The sequence below is a fragment of the uncultured Aliiroseovarius sp. genome, assembly GCF_947497285.1.
Taxonomy (GTDB): domain Bacteria; phylum Pseudomonadota; class Alphaproteobacteria; order Rhodobacterales; family Rhodobacteraceae; genus Aliiroseovarius.
Genome location: NZ_CANMFT010000006.1, coordinates 79,796 through 96,736, shown reverse-complemented (window position 1 = coordinate 96,736; position 16,941 = coordinate 79,796). Strand labels below are relative to the sequence as shown.

15 protein-coding genes and 1 pseudogene are annotated in these 16,941 nt (G+C 58.7%); 15 read left to right on the top strand and 1 reads right to left on the bottom strand.

Going from position 1 to position 16,941, the window contains the following annotated elements; translation table 11 throughout:
• Window positions 1-15: 15 nt before the first annotated feature.
• The 15 genes and pseudogenes from Q0864_RS11860 (at window position 16) to Q0864_RS11790 (ending at window position 16,334) form a co-directional block, all read left to right on the top strand.
• Window positions 16-1,179 (top strand): DegT/DnrJ/EryC1/StrS aminotransferase family protein, encoded by a 1,164-nt coding sequence (locus Q0864_RS11860; protein ID WP_298569759.1) that lies wholly within the window; start codon window positions 16-18, stop codon window positions 1,177-1,179.
• 7 nt (window positions 1,180-1,186) lie between these two features.
• Window positions 1,187-1,954 (top strand): metallophosphoesterase family protein, encoded by a 768-nt coding sequence (locus tag Q0864_RS11855; RefSeq protein WP_298569756.1) that lies wholly within the window; start codon window positions 1,187-1,189, stop codon window positions 1,952-1,954.
• Between the two features lie 158 nt (window positions 1,955-2,112).
• A complete protein-coding gene (locus Q0864_RS11850) occupies window positions 2,113-2,847 on the top strand; it encodes an ABC transporter ATP-binding protein (RefSeq protein ID WP_298569753.1) in 735 nt (244 codons plus the stop codon).
• Window positions 2,848-2,849: 2 nt separating this feature from the next.
• A complete protein-coding gene (locus tag Q0864_RS11845; protein ID WP_298569750.1) occupies window positions 2,850-5,213 on the top strand; it encodes an ABC transporter permease in 2,364 nt (787 codons plus the stop codon).
• 4 nt (window positions 5,214-5,217) lie between these two features.
• Window positions 5,218-6,435 carry an HlyD family efflux transporter periplasmic adaptor subunit gene (locus tag Q0864_RS11840; protein WP_298569747.1) on the top strand — a complete coding sequence of 406 codons (1,218 nt, stop codon included), beginning with the start codon at window positions 5,218-5,220 and terminating at the stop codon, window positions 6,433-6,435.
• A gap of 213 nt (window positions 6,436-6,648) precedes the next feature.
• Window positions 6,649-7,857, top strand: coding sequence for an aminopeptidase P family protein (locus Q0864_RS11835; protein ID WP_298569744.1), 1,209 nt, complete (start codon window positions 6,649-6,651; stop codon window positions 7,855-7,857).
• A 179-nt stretch (window positions 7,858-8,036) separates the two neighbouring features.
• Window positions 8,037-9,137, top strand: coding sequence for an ABC transporter ATP-binding protein (locus Q0864_RS11830; protein WP_298569740.1), 1,101 nt, complete (start codon window positions 8,037-8,039; stop codon window positions 9,135-9,137).
• A gap of 111 nt (window positions 9,138-9,248) precedes the next feature.
• A complete protein-coding gene (locus Q0864_RS11825) occupies window positions 9,249-10,355 on the top strand; it encodes an extracellular solute-binding protein (RefSeq protein ID WP_298569738.1) in 1,107 nt (368 codons plus the stop codon).
• 124 nt (window positions 10,356-10,479) lie between these two features.
• On the top strand, window positions 10,480-11,754 hold the full coding sequence (locus Q0864_RS11820) for an ABC transporter permease (RefSeq protein ID WP_298569735.1): 1,275 nt from the start codon (window positions 10,480-10,482) through the stop codon (window positions 11,752-11,754).
• A 14-nt stretch (window positions 11,755-11,768) separates the two neighbouring features.
• Window positions 11,769-12,614: pseudogene (locus Q0864_RS11815) on the top strand (ABC transporter permease); the annotation flags it as partial.
• A gap of 234 nt (window positions 12,615-12,848) precedes the next feature.
• The gene (locus tag Q0864_RS11810) at window positions 12,849-13,475 is read left to right on the top strand and encodes an ATP-dependent Clp protease proteolytic subunit (protein ID WP_298569728.1); all 627 of its coding nucleotides are present in this window, start codon (window positions 12,849-12,851) and stop codon (window positions 13,473-13,475) included.
• 163 nt (window positions 13,476-13,638) lie between these two features.
• Window positions 13,639-14,907, top strand: a complete 1,269-nt coding sequence (gene clpX / locus Q0864_RS11805; RefSeq protein WP_298569725.1) for an ATP-dependent Clp protease ATP-binding subunit ClpX — start codon at window positions 13,639-13,641, stop codon at window positions 14,905-14,907.
• Between the two features lie 192 nt (window positions 14,908-15,099).
• Window positions 15,100-15,474, top strand: a complete 375-nt coding sequence (locus Q0864_RS11800) for an NADH:ubiquinone oxidoreductase subunit NDUFA12 (RefSeq protein WP_298569722.1) — start codon at window positions 15,100-15,102, stop codon at window positions 15,472-15,474.
• Window positions 15,475-15,519: 45 nt separating this feature from the next.
• Entirely contained in the window at window positions 15,520-15,975 is a 456-nt protein-coding gene (gene mlaD, locus Q0864_RS11795) for an outer membrane lipid asymmetry maintenance protein MlaD (protein ID WP_298569719.1), read from the top strand.
• On the top strand, window positions 15,972-16,334 hold the full coding sequence (locus Q0864_RS11790) for a DUF2155 domain-containing protein (RefSeq protein WP_298569716.1): 363 nt from the start codon (window positions 15,972-15,974) through the stop codon (window positions 16,332-16,334). Before mlaD ends, Q0864_RS11790 begins: the two co-directional genes overlap by 4 nt.
• Here the strand turns inward: Q0864_RS11790 and aat are convergent.
• The gene (gene aat / locus Q0864_RS11785; RefSeq protein WP_298570472.1) at window positions 16,298-16,936 is read right to left on the bottom strand and encodes a leucyl/phenylalanyl-tRNA--protein transferase; all 639 of its coding nucleotides are present in this window, start codon (window positions 16,934-16,936) and stop codon (window positions 16,298-16,300) included. The genes Q0864_RS11790 and aat overlap by 37 nt on opposite strands.
• Window positions 16,937-16,941: the final 5 nt, after the last annotated feature.

Below are 16,941 nucleotides of genomic sequence, written 5' to 3'. Positions count from 1 at the left end.
GAAAGGAACGCGATCATGGCCAGCTGGCCCGTTTTTGACGACGAACAGATTGCCGCGGTGACCGAGGTGCTGCGCTCGGGCAAGGTCAATGCCTGGACTGGCCCGGATGTGCATGCCTTTGAAGACGAGTTTCGCGCCTATACCGGTGCGGCCCATGCCATCGCGATGGCGAACGGGACGGTGACGCTGGATGCGGCGTTGCGCGTGCTTGGGCTTGAACCGGGGGACGAAGTAATCGTGACGCCGCGCAGCTTTATCGCCTCGGCCAGTTCGGTCATGTTGCTGGGCGGGGTGCCGGTTTTTGCCGATGTTGACCGCGACAGCCAGAACATAACTGCGGACACCATTGCCCCCTTGATCACCGACCGGACCAAGGGGATCATCCCGGTCCATCTTGGCGGTTGGCCGTGCGACATGAGCGCGATCATGTCCTTGGCAGAGGCCCACGACCTGTGGGTCATCGAAGATTGCGCACAGGCGCATGGGGCGATGATTGGCGACCGGAAGGTCGGCACGATGGGCACCTTTGGGTCGTTTTCTTTCTGTCAGGACAAGATCATGAGCACCGGCGGTGAAGGCGGGATGTTGATCACGGACGAGGACGCGTTATGGGCCAAGGCCTGGAGCTTCAAAGACCATGGCAAGGACTATGATACAGTGTTCAATACCGACCACCCTCCGGGTTTTCGTTGGCTGCATTCGGCCGGGCCGGGCACCAACCTCCGGATGACGGGACCCTCTGCCGCGATCGGGCGGGTGCAACTTCGCAAGCTGGACGCATGGCGCGCCCATCGGGCCGCCAATGCCGCCATTCTTGAGGCGTCACTGGCCCCGCTTGATGCCATTCGCGCGCCACGGCCGCCGCAGGGCATGACACACGCCTATTATCGTTACTATGCGTTTGTCCGGCCCGAGGTCTTTGCCCCCGACTGGGACCGCGACCGTATCATTGCTGAAATCAACGCGGCTGGCTTTCCAGCGTTTTCGGGCAGTTGCAGCGAGATGTATCGCGAAGGGACGTTTGCGCGATACGGCCTGGGCCCCGCAGCCGCGCTTCCGGTCGCCCGCGAGCTGGGCGACACCAGCCTTTGCTTCCTCGTCGATCCGACCTGGACCGCCGCGCGAACAGAAGACCTTGCAGCCTGCGCGCGCGACGTGATTGCGCGGGCCAGCCGGTGATAAGACCATGAGCCTTTTGAAGCGACTGACACAGCGCTGGGCCAAGGAAGAGCCACCCCAGTTCGATGCAGAGCTGCAGCCGGACCGACCGTTCTTCGTGGTTGGCGATCTTCATGGACAGGCTGCCTTGCTTAAGGATGTCTTGCAGTGGGTCGATGGCCGCGCCCATGACGCCCGAACCCCGATCGTCTTCGTCGGGGACTATGTGGATCGTGGCCCGGACAGTGCGGGCGTGCTCAAACAGTTGCGTGCTTATCAGGAACAATCCTTTCGTGATGTGATTTGCCTGTGTGGCAATCACGAGGACATGATGCTGAGCTTTCTGGATGATCCGCTCACCTTTGGGCGGGTCTGGTTTGGCAACGGGGGTGTTGAAACGCTGAAGAGCTTTGGCGTCGACACCGCGCGCGGCAATCTGGTTGGCGCGCAAGTGACCCAAACGCGCGACCTGTTGCTGAAGGCGATGGGCGATGATCTGGTGGACTGGATACGCGCGCTGCCGGTTCAATGGTACAGCGGAAACGTCAGCGTGGTGCACGCAGGTGCAGACCCGTCACGGCGCATGGATGCACAGGACCGCAACACATTGGTCTGGGGACATGCCGATTTTCTGTCCAGCGTCCGGCGCGATGGGCGTTGGGTGGTTCACGGCCATACCATCGTGCCGGAAGTCACGGTCAACGACGGACGGATCGCTGTTGACACGGGCGCCTACAAGACGGGCAATCTGGCTGTTGTGCGCATTGATCACGACGAAGCCGCGGTTTTCGCCTGATCCAACAGCGATAGCTGCGCCTCGTCGTTTGCCATCATGCGACCTTTTTTCCAGCCCATCGGGCCTGTTGGGGGTTGAACATCAGGTCTGATAGGATGACATCTGAACAGAAGACGTCGCGGTGCACAATGCGCCGCGGGTCAGCGGAGCGCCAAGCCATGAAGAGCGCCGAGAAAACCACCGATGCTGCGGCTCCGATCTATCGGATGGAGGCATTGACCAAGACCTACCAGACCGAGGCGGTCAAAGTGCATGCCTTGCGTGGCGTGACCGCTGAAATTCCGGCGGGCGAGTTCACCGTGCTTTTGGGCGCTTCGGGGTCCGGGAAATCCACATTGCTCAACATCCTTGGTGGGCTTGATACGGCGACATCAGGTCGCGCGTGGTTCAAGGGGCAGGAGCTTACGTCGATGTCGGACCGCGACCTGACGCGTTATCGCCGCGATCACGTCGGCTTCGTCTTCCAGTTCTATAACCTCGTTCCATCGCTGACAGCGCGCGAAAACGTTGCCTTGGTGACCGAAGTCGCCGCGCACCCGATGACCCCTGAAGAAGCATTGGAACGTGTTGGTCTGGCACATCGGATGGACCATTTTCCGGCCGAAATGTCGGGCGGCGAACAGCAACGTGTCGCCATTGCACGCGCCATCGCCAAACGACCCGAGGTGTTGCTGTGCGACGAACCGACCGGTGCTTTGGATAGCAAAACCGGGGTTCAGGTCCTTGAAGCGCTGGAAAAGATCAATATCGATCTTGGCACCTCGACGATGGTGATCACCCACAACGCCGGCATTCAGGCGATGGCGCATCGGGTGGTGTTCTTTGCCGATGGCGATATCTCTGAAATACGGGTGAACGATCATCGAATAGATCCGTCGCAGATCGAGTGGTAGCGATGCGGGTTCTGGACAAAAAACTTCTCCGCGACATTCGGCGGCTCTGGGCGCAAAGCCTTGCCATTGCTGCGGTTTTGTCTGTTGGCGTGATGATCATGGTCATGTCAAACGGGGTCGAACGCAGCCTGCGCGAAACCCGTGACACCTATTACGAACGCAATCGGTTTGGTGATCTTTTCGCCAGCGCCTCGCGCGCGCCGGACGCGCTTGCTGAAGATATTGCGGCCATTCCCGGCGTGGCGCGGGTGCAAACGCGAATTTCGAACTTCGCGATCCTTGATGTTGAAGGCATGACAGAACCCGCGGTGGGGCAGGTTTTGTCCCTCCCCGACAGTGGTCGACCCGGTATGAATATTCCCTCGGTCACCAAGGGGCGCATGCCCGAGCCGGGCGCGCGCGGAGAGGTTCTGGTGAACCAAAACTTTGCGCAAGCGCACGGGTTCGAACCGGGTGACCAGTTTCAGGTGACGTTAAACGGTCAAAAGCGCAGTTTGTCGATCACTGGCACCGCACTCAGTCCTGAATTCATCTACACGATCGGTCCGAATTCGATCATGCCCGATGACCGGCGCTTCGGCATTTTGTGGATGGCCGAGGATGTTCTGGGCGCGGCGTTCAACCTGACGGGCGCCTTCAATTCCGTGTCGGTCGGGTTTTCGCGCGGGGCGGATCCGGACGCGGTGACAGACGCATTGGACGCTGTATTGAAACCCTATGGCGGCACCGGTGCCTACCTGCGCAAAGATCAGACCTCCAACGCGTTTCTGGACGGAGAGCTCAAGCAGCTCAGCATGATGGCCGAAGTTATTCCGCCGATCTTTCTCGTGATTTCAGCGTTCCTTGTGAACATGGTGCTGAGCCGCCTGATTACGCTGGAGCGCGAACAGATCGGGCTGTTGAAGGCGCTTGGCTACCAAAAAGCCGAAATCAGTTGGCATTACATCAAGCTGGCGCTGCTGATCGGGTTTGTCGGCGTGGTGATCGGATGGGGGTTTGGGCTTTGGGCCGGTCGGGGCATGGCGGTGCTCTATGCGACTTTCTTTGACTTTCCCTATCTGGTCTTCGTCCAATACCCCTCGGTCTACGCGATATCCGCAGTGGCGGGGTTCGCGGCGGCGGGGCTTGGGGCGCTCGGTGCCGTGCGCCGCGTGGTCGGGCTAAGCCCCGCGGTGGCGATGGCGCCGCCTGCACCGACGCGGTTTCGGCGCGGTGTGTTTGACCGCCTGATTTCCTGGCTGGAGCCACGTCAGACCACGATGATGATCCTGCGCGCCATTGGCCGCTGGCCGGTGCGTGCGGCGCTGACGACGCTGGGCATCGCGACCTCGGCTTCGGTCATGATTGCAGCGCTGTTCATGTTCGATGCAATGGATGAATTGCTTGATGTCAGCTTTGTGCAGATCAACCGGCAAGATGCGATCCTGCAATTCGCGCTGACACGGCCTGAAACGGTTCTACAGGATGTTGGAAACCTACCGGGCGTTCTTGCCGCAGAGGGGGTCTGGACCATGCCCGCCCGCCTGACCAATGGCCATCTGACCCGACGCATCGCCGTCGAAGGCCGCCGCCCGGACCACACGCTTTCGCGGGTGCTTGACCTTGAAACCGGAGCGGTCGTGCGCCCCGCTCATGGGATCGTGCTGGCGCGCCGGTTGGCCGACCATCTGGAGGTTGGCATCGGTGACCGGTTGGAGGTCGAGTTCCTGTCACTGCCTGACAGCCGACACGACCTTGTCGTGACGGGCTTTGCGGGCCAGTATTTCGGGCTTGGCGCCTATATGAACGTGGAGACAATGGCCCGATTGATCGATCGACCGGTCCAGGTGACACATGCCAACCTGCTGGTGGATGCCGCACAAGAAGAGGCGTTGTTTGCCGCCATCAAGGGCGCCCCCGCCATTGCCGGGCTGACCCTGCTGGAGCAGGTGCGTAAGTCATTTGTAGATACGATTGCACAGAACGCGGGCATGTCCACGACCATCAACTCGTTTCTGGCGGCATTGATTGCCATTGGGGTGGTGTATAACTCTGCGCGCATCCAATTGTCAGAACGCGCTCGCGAACTGGCAAGCCTGCGCATTCTGGGCTTTACGCGGGGCGAAGTCAGCTATGTTCTTCTGGGCGAGCTTTTCTTGCTGACCGCTGCGGCCATTCCTCTTGGGCTGGTCATCGGGCGGCTGCTTGCGGGCGCGATGGTGGCCAGCTTCGACAGCGACCTTTATGCGATCCCGTTGGTGGTATCGCGCGGGACATATCTTTGGGCGGCTGGCGTTGTTGCCGGGGCCTCTGTAGTTTCGGCGCTGATTGTGCGTCGGCGGATCGACCGGATGAACCTGGTCGCCGTAATGAAGACAAGGGAGTAACCCGATGAGCTGGAACACGCGCAAAACGATGCTGGCCGGTGCTGCTGTGGTGGTGCTTGCGGGGTTTGCCTATCTGGCGGCCAAGCCCGAACCCGTGCCGGTTGATATCCACACCATTACCGCCGGCCCGATCGAGGTCACGGTCAACGCTGAAGGCCAGACCCGCGTGCGCGATGTCTACGAGATGTCCGCACCCGTTTCTGGGCAGCTGGCACGCAGTCCGGTGACCATTGGGGACACAGTGATCGCTGGCGAAACCATCGTGGCGCGCATCGCCCCCGGTGATCCGGCATTTCTTGACGACCGCACGCGCGCGCAAGCCGAAGCGGCTGTGGCACAGGCCAAGGCGGCGGTGGCTGTCGCGCAGGCGCAGATCGCCATCTCGGAGGCGGATCTGGCCCATGCACAAACCATCCTGAACCGGCTACATGACCTGCATGCGCGTGGCACGATCCCAAAGGCACAACTTGACGACGCGGAACTGGGTGTCGATGTGGCGGTGGCGCAACTGGACAGCGCCCATGCGGCGCTGGAAATGCGGCTGGCAGAGCTTGCAGCGCAGCAGGCGACATTGATTGAACCCAGCGCACGGGCTGACGCAGCCGCCGCCAGCGAGGCGTGTTGCGTCGAACTGGCGGCCCCCGTGTCCGGCACGGTTCTAAGTGTAGCAAGCACCAGCGCGCGGCCCGTGCTTCCCGGGGCGCCGATCCTGTCCATTGGGGAAACCGATGATTTGGAGATCGTGGCTGAAATCCTGTCGACCGACGCGGTTCGGCTTGTCCCCGGTGCCGCTGCCTATGTGGAACGGTGGGGCGGGGCGGGTGATCTAAAGGCCCAGGTGCGCGTCATTGAACCCGCTGGGTTCACCAAGCTGTCGGCTCTGGGCATTGAAGAACAACGCGTGCGTGTCATCCTTGATCTGGTGTCCGATCAGGCCGCGCGCCCATCGCTGGGACATGGGTTTCGCACCTTCCTTCGCATCGTTGAGTGGCAAGGCGAGGGGGTTCGTGTGCCGCTGTCTGCGCTGTTTCGGGATGGCGAAAGCTGGGCGGTTTTCGTGATTGAGGACGACCACGCCGTTTTGCGCAATGTCGAGATTGGTCACCGCAACAGCGATGTCGCCGAAGTGGCGTCCGGGCTGTCAGAAGGTGAGCAGGTCGTCACCCACCCCGGTGATCGGGTCGGCGACGGTGTGCTGGTGGTCGACCGCACACAGCTTTGACCAGCCGGGCAGAGCCTGTTGATGGCCTGATCACGAGACTATTGACAGAACAGCTCTGATCAGAAATGTTTTCGTCCATCCGCAGCGATGGCGTCGCTGCCATTGCGTGGGGCATGTGCCCGCGCAAGGTCCGGAGATCAACCACCCTGCACGCCGGGGAGTTTGGTTGGCCGGACGCATGTTTTCCGGCCTCGGAAAGTGGAGACACGAAACATGTCACGCCCTCAATTCTTTGTCTGTGAAAACGGCGAGAAAGCCCCGCTGCCATTTTCGAACGCGGAATACGAACGCCGCTTGGCGACCCTGCGCAAAATCATGGCCGATCGGGGAGTCGAAGCGGTCCTGTTCACGTCGATGCACAATATCGCTTACTACTCTGGCTTCCTCTATTGTTCGTTTGGCCGGACGTATGGCTGCGTTGTCACGGCGGATCGCTGCACCACGGTGTCGGCCAACATCGACGCAGGTCAGCCCTGGCGCCGCAGCTTCGGCGACAACGTCATCTACACCGATTGGGAGCGCAATAACTACTGGCGCGCCGTGAAAGAACTGGTGGGCAACGCCCGTTCAATCGGCATCGAAGGTGATCACCTCACCTTGGCACAGCGCGCGCTGGCCGAAGATTTCCTGCCCAATGCCACGTTTGCAGACATTGCCCCTGACACGATGCAGGCACGCATGGTGAAGTCCGCAGAAGAAATCGCCCTGATCCGCGAAGGTGCACGGATCGCGGACCATGGCGGGGCCGCAATCCGTGATGCGATCCGCGTCGGTGCGCGCGAGATTGATATCGCCATGGCCGGTCGCGACGCGATGGAAGAAGAAATCGCGCGTGCCCATCCAAACAGCGAAATTCGTGACAGCTGGGTGTGGTTCCAGTCGGGCATCAACACCGACGGCGCACACAACCCGGTGACGACCCGCAAGCTGGAGAACGGTGACATCCTGTCGCTGAACACCTTCCCGATGATCTCGGGCTACTACACCGCGTTGGAGCGCACGCTGTTCATTGGCGAGCCAGACAAGGAAAGCCTGCGCATCTGGGAAGCGAATGTCGCCGCACATGAGCTGGGGATTTCACTGATTAAACCCGGTGCGACCTGCTCGGGCATCACCGCCGAGATCAACAGGTTTTTCGAATCCGAGAACTTGCTGCAATATCGGTCTTTCGGCTACGGCCATTCTTTCGGTGTGCTGTCGCACTACTATGGCCGCGAAGCCGGTTTGGAACTGCGTGAAGATATCGACACTGTGCTAGAGCCGGGAATGGTCGTGTCGATGGAGCCGATGCTGTTCCTGCCCGAAGGCACCCCCGGTGCGGGTGGCTATCGAGAGCACGACATTCTTGTTATTGGCGAAACGGGTGCCGAAAATATTACTGGCTTCCCCTACGGGCCCCAGCACAATATCGTGAAAGCATGACGCAAAAATATGCCGATAAGTCGCATACTTGCAAAATTCTTGTAGGATTGTTGTGAAGACTGAGGGCGCTGCGAGGTAAACTTTCGCGGCGCTCTAAATATTCCCTGTTGAAATCCTTTCGGGGTTCGTGTTGGCTAGGCGTCGACAAAAAACAAAAAAACATAGACCAGGGGGGTCACTTGGCTGATACAGCTTCCAACGACGGCTTCGTCGTTTTTGATCGTGTCCAGAAAAGCTATGATGGGGAAACACTGGTCGTTAAAGACCTGAACCTCTCAGTAGCCAAGGGCGAATTCCTCACAATGCTTGGGCCGTCAGGGTCTGGTAAGACAACGTGTTTGATGATGCTGGCTGGTTTTGAAACCGCGACGCATGGCGATATCCGCCTTGGCGGACAGCCCATCAACAACATCCCACCCCACAAGCGCGGCATCGGGATGGTTTTTCAAAACTACGCGCTTTTCCCTCACATGACGGTTGCTGAAAACCTGTCCTTCCCGCTGGAAGTGCGCAAGATCGGAAAATCCGAACGCGAGGCCAAGGTCAAACGCGCGCTCGACATGGTCCAGATGGGCGATTTCGGCGGTCGCCGTCCGGCACAATTGTCTGGCGGTCAGCAGCAGCGGATCGCACTGTCACGCGCGCTGGTGTTTGAACCCGAGCTTGTCTTGATGGACGAACCACTGGGCGCGCTGGACAAGCAGCTGCGCGAGCAAATGCAGTTCGAAATCACCCACTTGGCGCATGAGCTGGGGATCACCACCGTTTATGTGACCCATGACCAGACCGAAGCGCTGACAATGTCCGACAATGTCGCCGTGTTCGACGATGGGCGTATCCAGCAGCTTGCGCCACCGGATCAACTTTATGAGCGGCCGGAAAACAGCTTTGTTGCGCAGTTTATCGGTGAAAACAACACGCTCGAGGGTGTTGTGACCGAGATCAAAGGTGAAACCTGCATCGTGCAACTTGACGACGGAGAGATTTTGGACGCGACGCCGATCAACGTCAGCAAAGTCGGAGAGCGCACGCAAGTCTCGATCCGGCCAGAGCGCGTTGAATACAACAAAGAGCGCTTGCAGAAGGGTGTTCACACCCTGAAAGCCGAAGTGCTTGAGTTCATTTACATGGGCGACATCTTCCGCACGCGCCTGCGTGTGGCGGGAAATGAAGATTTCATCATCAAGACCCGTAATGCGCCGGACCAGGACCGCTTGCAACCTGGTCAACAGATCGAGATCGGCTGGCTGCCGACCGACTGTCGCGCGCTTGACGCCTGATACTGAATGCGCCGGGGTTCAAAAGACCCCGGACATGACAGCCAGAGGTTCGCTTTGTGCCCGTTCATGCGAACCCAATCAACCAAACGGGACAACTAGGGAGAATAACGTATGAAACTTGTAAAAATCCTTTTGGCCAGTTCGGCCCTGACCGCGACCGCTGGTGCGGTGTCGGCAGAGGATATGGCCAACGAGATGACCCTCGTTTCCTGGGGTGGGGCCTACCAAGCCAGCCAGCTGAAGGCCTATGTCGAACCCTATCTGGAAATGCACCCCGAGGTCAGCGTGACGTGGGATGAAAGCTCGGCAGAAGCCGTGGCCAAACTGCGCGCGATGAACGAAGCCGGGAACGTAACCTGGGATCTGGTCGACGCCACCATTTCGGACACCATGCGTCTGTGCGACGAGGGTCTTGTCGAAGAAATCGATCACGACGCCGACTTGGCTGACGCGCCCGATGGCACCAAGGCTTCGGAAGATTTCGGTGACCTTCTTGTATCGGATTGCTTTATCCCACAGATCGTTTACTCGACCACGTTCGGATATCGCACCGATATGGTGGGTGACACTCCGCCGACCTCGGTTTGCGACATCTTTGATCTGGAAAAATACCCGGGCAAACGCGCGTTGCAGAAACGTCCGATCGACAACGTGGAATGGGCGCTGCACTGTGATGGCGTTGCCAAAGACGCGATCTATGACGTTCTGGGCACCGACGAGGGCGTGAACCAAGCCCTTGCCAAACTGGACACGATCAAAGATCAGGTTGTCTGGTGGACCGCTGGTGCTGAAACGCCTCAGCTGCTGGCAGATGGCGAAGTTGTCTTCGGCTCGACCTTCAACGGTCGTCTGTTCTCGGCCATTGCCGAGCAAAACCAGCCGATCGGAATGCTGTGGGATATGCAATCGTTCGACCTTGACGGTTGGGTTGTGCCCGCGGGCCTGCCCGCTGACCGCAAGGCGCGTGTGATGGACTTCCTGAAGTTCGCAACCGACACGCAGCGTCTGGCTGATCAGGCGAAATACATCTCGTATGGTCCGGCCCGTATGTCGTCCGCACCTTTGGTCGGAAAACACGCCGAACTGGGGATCGATATGGCGCCGCACATGCCGACCGACCCTGCGAACTCAGGCAACGTTCATGTCTATGACTATGAATGGTGGGCTGATAACCGCGACGATCTGAACGCTAAGTTCGAAGCTTGGCTGGCCAAATAAGGCTGACTTTCGGGAGGGGCCGTCTGGCCCCTCCTATCCCACGACCATTTGAAGATATTACGCTATTTGTTTGTCAATTTGACCGCTTCGAAACCAAAAACAAGCTTATGCTGACAGGGATGATATGAGCGATATGACCGAAATGAGCGGCCCCGTTCTGGCCGCAGATGGAACGCCGCTAAAGCGCAGTCTGAACAAAGCGCTGAGACGCCAGAAAATGCGCGCGCTGCTGCTCATCTCGCCGTTGTTGTTGTTTATCATGGTCAGCTTTATCCTGCCGATTGCGGACATGCTTTACCGCTCGGTCGAAAACAAGATCGTCATCGAGACATTGCCGCGCTCTGTGAAGGCTCTGGCAGATTGGGATTCTGCATCCGGTGAGTTGCCGCAAGAAGCGGTTTATGCCGCGATGGCAGCCGATCTGAAAGACGCAGCCGAGGCCAAAACACACACCAAAGTCGGCACGCGTCTGAACTATGAGAACCCCGGCATGTCCTCGGTTTTCCGCAAGACGGGACGCAAGGCAAAGAAATTTGATCTGGAAACCGGCGGCCCTTGGAAAGAGGCGCTGATCGAGATCAATGAAGATTGGGCCGACCCAGATGTTTGGCGCACCATTCAAACCTATTCGCCACCCGTGACCGCAGGCTATTTCCTGAATGCCGTCGATATGCGAGTTGGGTCAGACGGGGCAGAGATGCGTCCCGAAAGCGAACAGATCTACATGAACCTGCTCAAGCGGACGTTGTGGATGTCATTGTTGATTACCTTCTCGTGCATCGTGTTGGCGTATCCGGTGGCGTGGCTGCTGGCAAATCTTCCGACACGCCAGGCAAACCTTTTGATGATCTTGGTGTTGTTGCCGTTCTGGACATCGCTTCTAGTGCGGACGTCGGCATGGAAAATCCTTCTGCAACAACAGGGGGTAATCAACGATATTCTCGTTTGGATCGGGCTGGTGTCGGATGACGCGCGGCTGGTGATCATCAACAACCAGTTCGGCACGATTGTGGCAATGACCCACATCCTGCTGCCGTTCATGATCTTGCCGATGTATTCGGTCATGCAGACCATCCCGCCGACCTATCTGCGCGCCGCCAAAAGCCTTGGCGCAACGGATTGGACGGCCTTCTGGCGGGTCTATTTCCCGCAGACCATTCCGGGCATTGGCGCGGGGTCGATCCTCGTGTTCATTCTGGCCATCGGCTACTACATCACGCCTGCGTTGGTGGGCGGCACGAAGGGAACGTTCATTTCGAACCAGATTGCGTTTCACATTTCGACATCCCTCAACTGGGGTCTTGCCTCGGCGCTGGGGGCCATCCTTCTGGCGGTCGTTCTGGTGCTCTATTGGGCCTATGACAAGATCGTCGGCATTGACAACGTGAAGCTGGGATAACGGACATGAGCAAACTTCCTCCATATGCAACGACCGGCCAGCGGATTTGGCACTACACCTTTCTGGTGATCTGTGGGGTGATCTTCTTCTTCCTGATTGCGCCGATTGCCGTGGTGATCCCGCTCAGCTTCAATGCTGAGAACTTCTTCACCTTCACGCCGGAAATGCTTCGGTTTGACCCTGAGGGGTATTCGCTGAAGCACTATCGCGACTTTTTCTCGAACCCGGATTGGCAGAGCGCCATGTGGAATTCGATCAAGATCGCGCCGGTGGCCACCGTCATCTCGGTGTCGCTTGGCACCTTGGCCGCCATCGGGCTTAGCCAGCCACACGTGCCCGCGCGCCGTGCGATCATGGCGATTTTGATCTCTCCGATGATCGTGCCGCTGATCATTTCGGCGGCTGGGATGTATTTCTTCTATTCCAAGATCAACCTGGCGGGCACCTATTGGGGCGTTGTTCTGGCGCACGCGGCGCTGGGCATTCCCTTTGTGATCATCACCGTGACAGCCACGCTGGTCGGGTTTGACCGGTCGCTGACGCGGGCGGCTGCCAATATGGGGGCTGATCCGGTCACAACCTTTTTCCGCGTGCAGATGCCGCTGATCCTGCCCGGCGTGATTTCCGGTGCATTGTTCGCCTTTATCACGTCGTTTGACGAGGTTGTGGTGGTGATTTTCGTCGGCTCGGCCAAGCAGCAAACCTTGCCGTGGCAGATGTTCACTGGGCTGCGCGAACAGATCAGCCCGACGATTCTGGCGGTGGCGACCATTTTGGTCGGCGTGTCGATCCTGTTGCTGACCACGCTGGAGATCCTTCGGCGTCGTTCAGAGCGCCTGCGCGGGATGAGCCCGGGCTAGGTGGTCAACACATCGTATGAGACATGGCGGTGCCCTGAGGGGCGCCGCCTTTTTTTCTCAGCAACCGCGCCTTGACGTGCAGTTTTTGTTAACCATTTTGAGGCATGCCTGAAGCGAATGTGATCCGACCCGAGGTGAAGGGGGCCAGCCCCCCTTGCAGCCCCTTCGACCCGGCACTAACATCTGCCGAAGGGGCCGGCAGCGGCTCTGGCGTGAATATGAAAGCAGGCTGAAATGCACGACCCACTTGATACCTATATGAATACCCTTGTCCCTATGGTGGTCGAACAGACCTCGCGCGGGGAACGGGCCTATGACATCTTCTCGCGACTTTTGAAGGAACGGATCATTTTCCTGTCCGGTCCGGTGCATGACGGCATGTCCAGCTTGATCGTGGCACAGCTTCTGCACCTTGAAGCCGAAAACCCGAAAAAAGAAATCTCGATGTATATCAATTCGCCGGGGGGCGTGGTGACGTCTGGCCTGTCGATTTATGACACGATGCAATACATCAAGCCGAAGGTTTCGACCCTTGTGATCGGGCAAGCCGCATCAATGGGGTCGCTTTTGCTGGCGGCAGGCGAAACTGGCATGCGTTATTCGCTGCCCAACAGCCGCATCATGGTGCACCAGCCCTCGGGCGGGTATCAGGGGCAAGCCACTGATATCATGATCCATGCGCAAGAAACTCAGAAGCTAAAAGACCGGCTGAACAACATCTACGTGAAGCATACCGGGCAGAAGCTGAAGGCGGTGGTCGAAGCGTTGGAACGTGACAACTTCATGGATCCAACAGACGCGAAGGATTGGGGCCTGATCGACGAGATCGTGGAAAACCGCGCCAAAGGTGACGACGAATAACGACACGGCCGGGCGATGCCCCGGCGATGTCACACCGGGCGGGCAAGCGGGAAAAACCGGATTGTGCCTGTCCGGTCACTGCCCTAAGCTTGGCGCGACGGATAAAGAACGCGGCCGATTTGGTCGCAAACCGGATCCCTTCGGGACCCAATAGGACAAGATGATGGCGAACAACTCCTCTGGCGACAGCAAGAACACCCTATATTGCTCGTTCTGCGGCAAGAGCCAGCACGAGGTGCGGAAACTAATTGCAGGTCCGACAGTGTTCATCTGTGATGAATGTGTTGAACTGTGCATGGATATAATCCGTGAGGAAACGAAGTCATCTGGCCTGAAGGCCGCTGATGGTGTGCCGACACCGATGGAGATTTGTGAAGTGCTCGATGACTATGTCATCGGACAAAGCCACGCAAAGCGGGTTTTGTCAGTCGCGGTCCACAACCACTACAAACGTTTGAACCATGCGGCTTCCGCTGGGGATGAGATTGAACTGGCCAAATCCAACATCATGCTGATCGGTCCGACGGGCTGCGGCAAGACGCTTCTGGCGCAAACTCTGGCCCGCATTCTGGATGTGCCTTTCACCATGGCCGATGCCACCACGCTGACGGAAGCGGGGTATGTGGGCGAGGACGTGGAAAACATCATCCTGAAACTGCTTCAGGCCTCGGAATACAATGTTGAACGCGCCCAACGCGGCATCGTTTATATCGACGAGGTCGACAAGATCACCCGCAAGTCCGACAACCCCTCGATCACCCGCGACGTGTCAGGCGAGGGCGTGCAACAGGCGCTGTTGAAGATCATGGAGGGCACGGTCGCTTCGGTTCCGCCGCAAGGCGGGCGCAAGCACCCGCAACAGGAATTCCTGCAAGTGGACACGACCAACATCCTGTTCATCTGTGGCGGTGCCTTTGCAGGGCTCGACAAGATCATCGAACAGCGTGGCAAGGGCTCGGCGATGGGTTTCGGCGCGGATGTGCGTGTCAGTGATGAACGTGGCGTTGGCGAAGTGTTCAAGGAACTGGAGCCAGAAGACCTGTTGAAATTCGGTTTGATCCCGGAATTCGTTGGACGTTTGCCGGTCATCGCGACGCTGGAAGATCTGGATTCAGACGCGCTTGTCACCATCCTGACGCAACCCAAGAACGCGCTGGTGAAGCAATACCAGCGACTGTTTGATCTGGAAAATACGCAACTGACCTTCACCGATGATGCCTTGATGGCCATCTCGAAGCGCGCCATCGAACGCAAGACGGGTGCGCGCGGACTGCGGTCGATCATGGAAGATATCCTTTTGGATACGATGTTTGACCTTCCGGGGCTTGAAAATGTCGACGAGGTTGTGGTGAACGAAGAGGCTGTGACCTCGGACGCCAAACCGCTGATCATTTATGCCGAAGGGCCAAAGGAAGAAGTCAGCGCAAGCTGACACGCCTGGCTCTGAAACACGGCATCGCCTGACAAAAAGAAGCCATCGCAGCCGCGATGGCTTTTTTGCAGGCTGGGTGTCCGGTCCCAAAAGCAGCCGCAAATCGCGCAAAGGCGGCGCATTGCGTCGCAAAGCACTGGACCTTCGCGGCTGGTTGGGCCATATCAAGACAAAGCTAAACCGGAGACTGACATGCGTTTCATCTTGTCCCTGCTGACTTGGTATCACCGCGAAACCATCGGCACCCGTCTGTTCACCTGGCGCAAAGGTGTGAAGGTGGGTGAAGATGAGCAAGGCAATGTCTTCTATCGCGATCGGGACGACAAACGACGCTGGGTGATTTTCAACGGCGAGCCTGAGGCAAGCCGCGTCAGCCCGGCCTGGCATGGCTGGCTGCACCACACGTTTGACAACAGCCCGGCAGACGCGCCGCTGACCCATAAAGCGTGGGAAAAGCCGCATCAGGTCAACAAGACAGGTTCTGCACTGGCCTATGTGCCCGCAGGGTCGTTGCATCAGGTCGAGCCTACCAAACGTCGTGACTATGAGGCATGGCAGCCGGAATAATCTGGCACGGCCCAAGTCTATCTTTCCGGACCAAGAGAGGCTGGCATGAGCGATAGCCATACAACTGAAGTGATCACAGGCAGTGCCGTTCTGGCCGCAGCTGTCGGGTTTTTCCTATATGCAGGCCAAATTGTGGGTTTGTCCGGGGCAGGCAGCAGTCACGCTTACAGCGCGTCTTTCCGGACGGCCGACGGGATCTCGGTCGGGACTGATGTGCGCCTTGGTGGGGTCAAGGTAGGGGCGGTGACGAACATCGCGCTGAACCCTGAAACCTACCGCGCGATCACGGGCTTCACGGTGCAATCCGACGTTGCCCTGCCGGAAGACACAGCTGCAATCATCTCGTCCGAGGGGTTATTGGGCGGGTCCTATGTGGAACTTCTGCCCGGTGGGTCGCCCTTCAACCTTGAGCCCGGGGCCGAGATTGAAGACACGCAGGGGTCCGTAAGCCTCGTGCAGCTGTTGATGAAGTTTGTCGCTGGCAGCGAGGACAGCAATTGATCTTGCGCGCTGCGTTTTTGACAGTTTGCCTCATCGGGGCCGGCGCGGCGGCCGTGGCCCAAACCGGCAAGGCGACCGGGGCTATGTTGCGTGGTCTGGACAAGGTTTCAGGCGAACCGACCGATTTCACAATGAATGTGGGCGATACGGTCGAAATTGGTAATTTGCGCGTGACGCTTGGCGAATGCCGTTATCCGACCGACAACCCGTCAGGCGACGCCTATGCGTGGCTTGTCATCCGCGATGGCACGGCAGATGACGTCACCTTCGAAGGCTGGATGATCGCCTCGTCGCCTGCATTGAATGCCCTGGATCATCAGCGCTACGATGTCTGGGTGCTTCGCTGCGTTACCGAGTAAGCGTCGGGAAGAGGGTAGGCCAGAATGTCTGCGCGCCCCTCTGACAAGGCCGTCTCCAACAGGTCGTGATACGCCGCGCGGGTGATCTCCTCTGCGCCGAGACTTGCCAGATGCGGCGTTAGGAACTGCGTATCAAACAGCGTAAAACCCGTGTTGCGCAGATGGGCGACCAGATAGGCCAACGCGATTTTCGAGGCGTCACGACGGCGCGAGAACATGCTTTCGCCAAAGAACGCCCGACCCAGGGTCACGCCGTAGACGCCGCCGACCAAGTCGGACCCGTCCCACAATTCAAGCGAATGCGCGTGGCCCATGGCGTGCAAGTCTTTGTATAGCCCAAAGATTGTGGCGTTGATCCAGCTTTCTTCGCGGTCTGCGCAGGCTGTGACGGTGCCTTCGAAATCGCGGTTCAGCGTCACCTGATATGGCGTGCGCCGGATCGTGCGTGCCAAGCTGCGCGAGATGTGAAACCGGTCCAGCGGTATGATCCCGCGCGCCTCGGGGTCCACCCAAAAAACACGCGGGTCATCACGGCTATCTGCCATTGGGAAAACGCCCATGGCATAGGCGCGCAGCAACAGATCGGCATCAAGGGTCGGCAGATCCT

What these genes read in the sequence shown, in the direction of transcription:
- Q0864_RS11825 (WP_298569738.1), top strand. Translation starts at nt 9,249, where the DNA reads ATGAAACTTGTAAAAATCCTTTTGGCCAGTTCGGCCCTGACCGCGACC.
- Q0864_RS11845 (WP_298569750.1), top strand. Translation starts at nt 2,850, where the DNA reads ATGCGGGTTCTGGACAAAAAACTTCTCCGCGACATTCGGCGGCTCTGG.
- Q0864_RS11840 (WP_298569747.1), top strand. Translation starts at nt 5,218, where the DNA reads ATGAGCTGGAACACGCGCAAAACGATGCTGGCCGGTGCTGCTGTGGTG.
- Q0864_RS11860 (WP_298569759.1), top strand. Translation starts at nt 16, where the DNA reads ATGGCCAGCTGGCCCGTTTTTGACGACGAACAGATTGCCGCGGTGACC.
- Q0864_RS11800 (WP_298569722.1), top strand. Translation starts at nt 15,100, where the DNA reads ATGCGTTTCATCTTGTCCCTGCTGACTTGGTATCACCGCGAAACCATC.
- Q0864_RS11855 (WP_298569756.1), top strand. Translation starts at nt 1,187, where the DNA reads ATGAGCCTTTTGAAGCGACTGACACAGCGCTGGGCCAAGGAAGAGCCA.
- Q0864_RS11850 (WP_298569753.1), top strand. Translation starts at nt 2,113, where the DNA reads ATGAAGAGCGCCGAGAAAACCACCGATGCTGCGGCTCCGATCTATCGG.
- Q0864_RS11810 (WP_298569728.1), top strand. Translation starts at nt 12,849, where the DNA reads ATGCACGACCCACTTGATACCTATATGAATACCCTTGTCCCTATGGTG.
- Q0864_RS11835 (WP_298569744.1), top strand. Translation starts at nt 6,649, where the DNA reads ATGTCACGCCCTCAATTCTTTGTCTGTGAAAACGGCGAGAAAGCCCCG.
- clpX (WP_298569725.1), top strand. Translation starts at nt 13,639, where the DNA reads ATGGCGAACAACTCCTCTGGCGACAGCAAGAACACCCTATATTGCTCG.
- mlaD (WP_298569719.1), top strand. Translation starts at nt 15,520, where the DNA reads ATGAGCGATAGCCATACAACTGAAGTGATCACAGGCAGTGCCGTTCTG.
- Q0864_RS11820 (WP_298569735.1), top strand. Translation starts at nt 10,480, where the DNA reads ATGAGCGATATGACCGAAATGAGCGGCCCCGTTCTGGCCGCAGATGGA.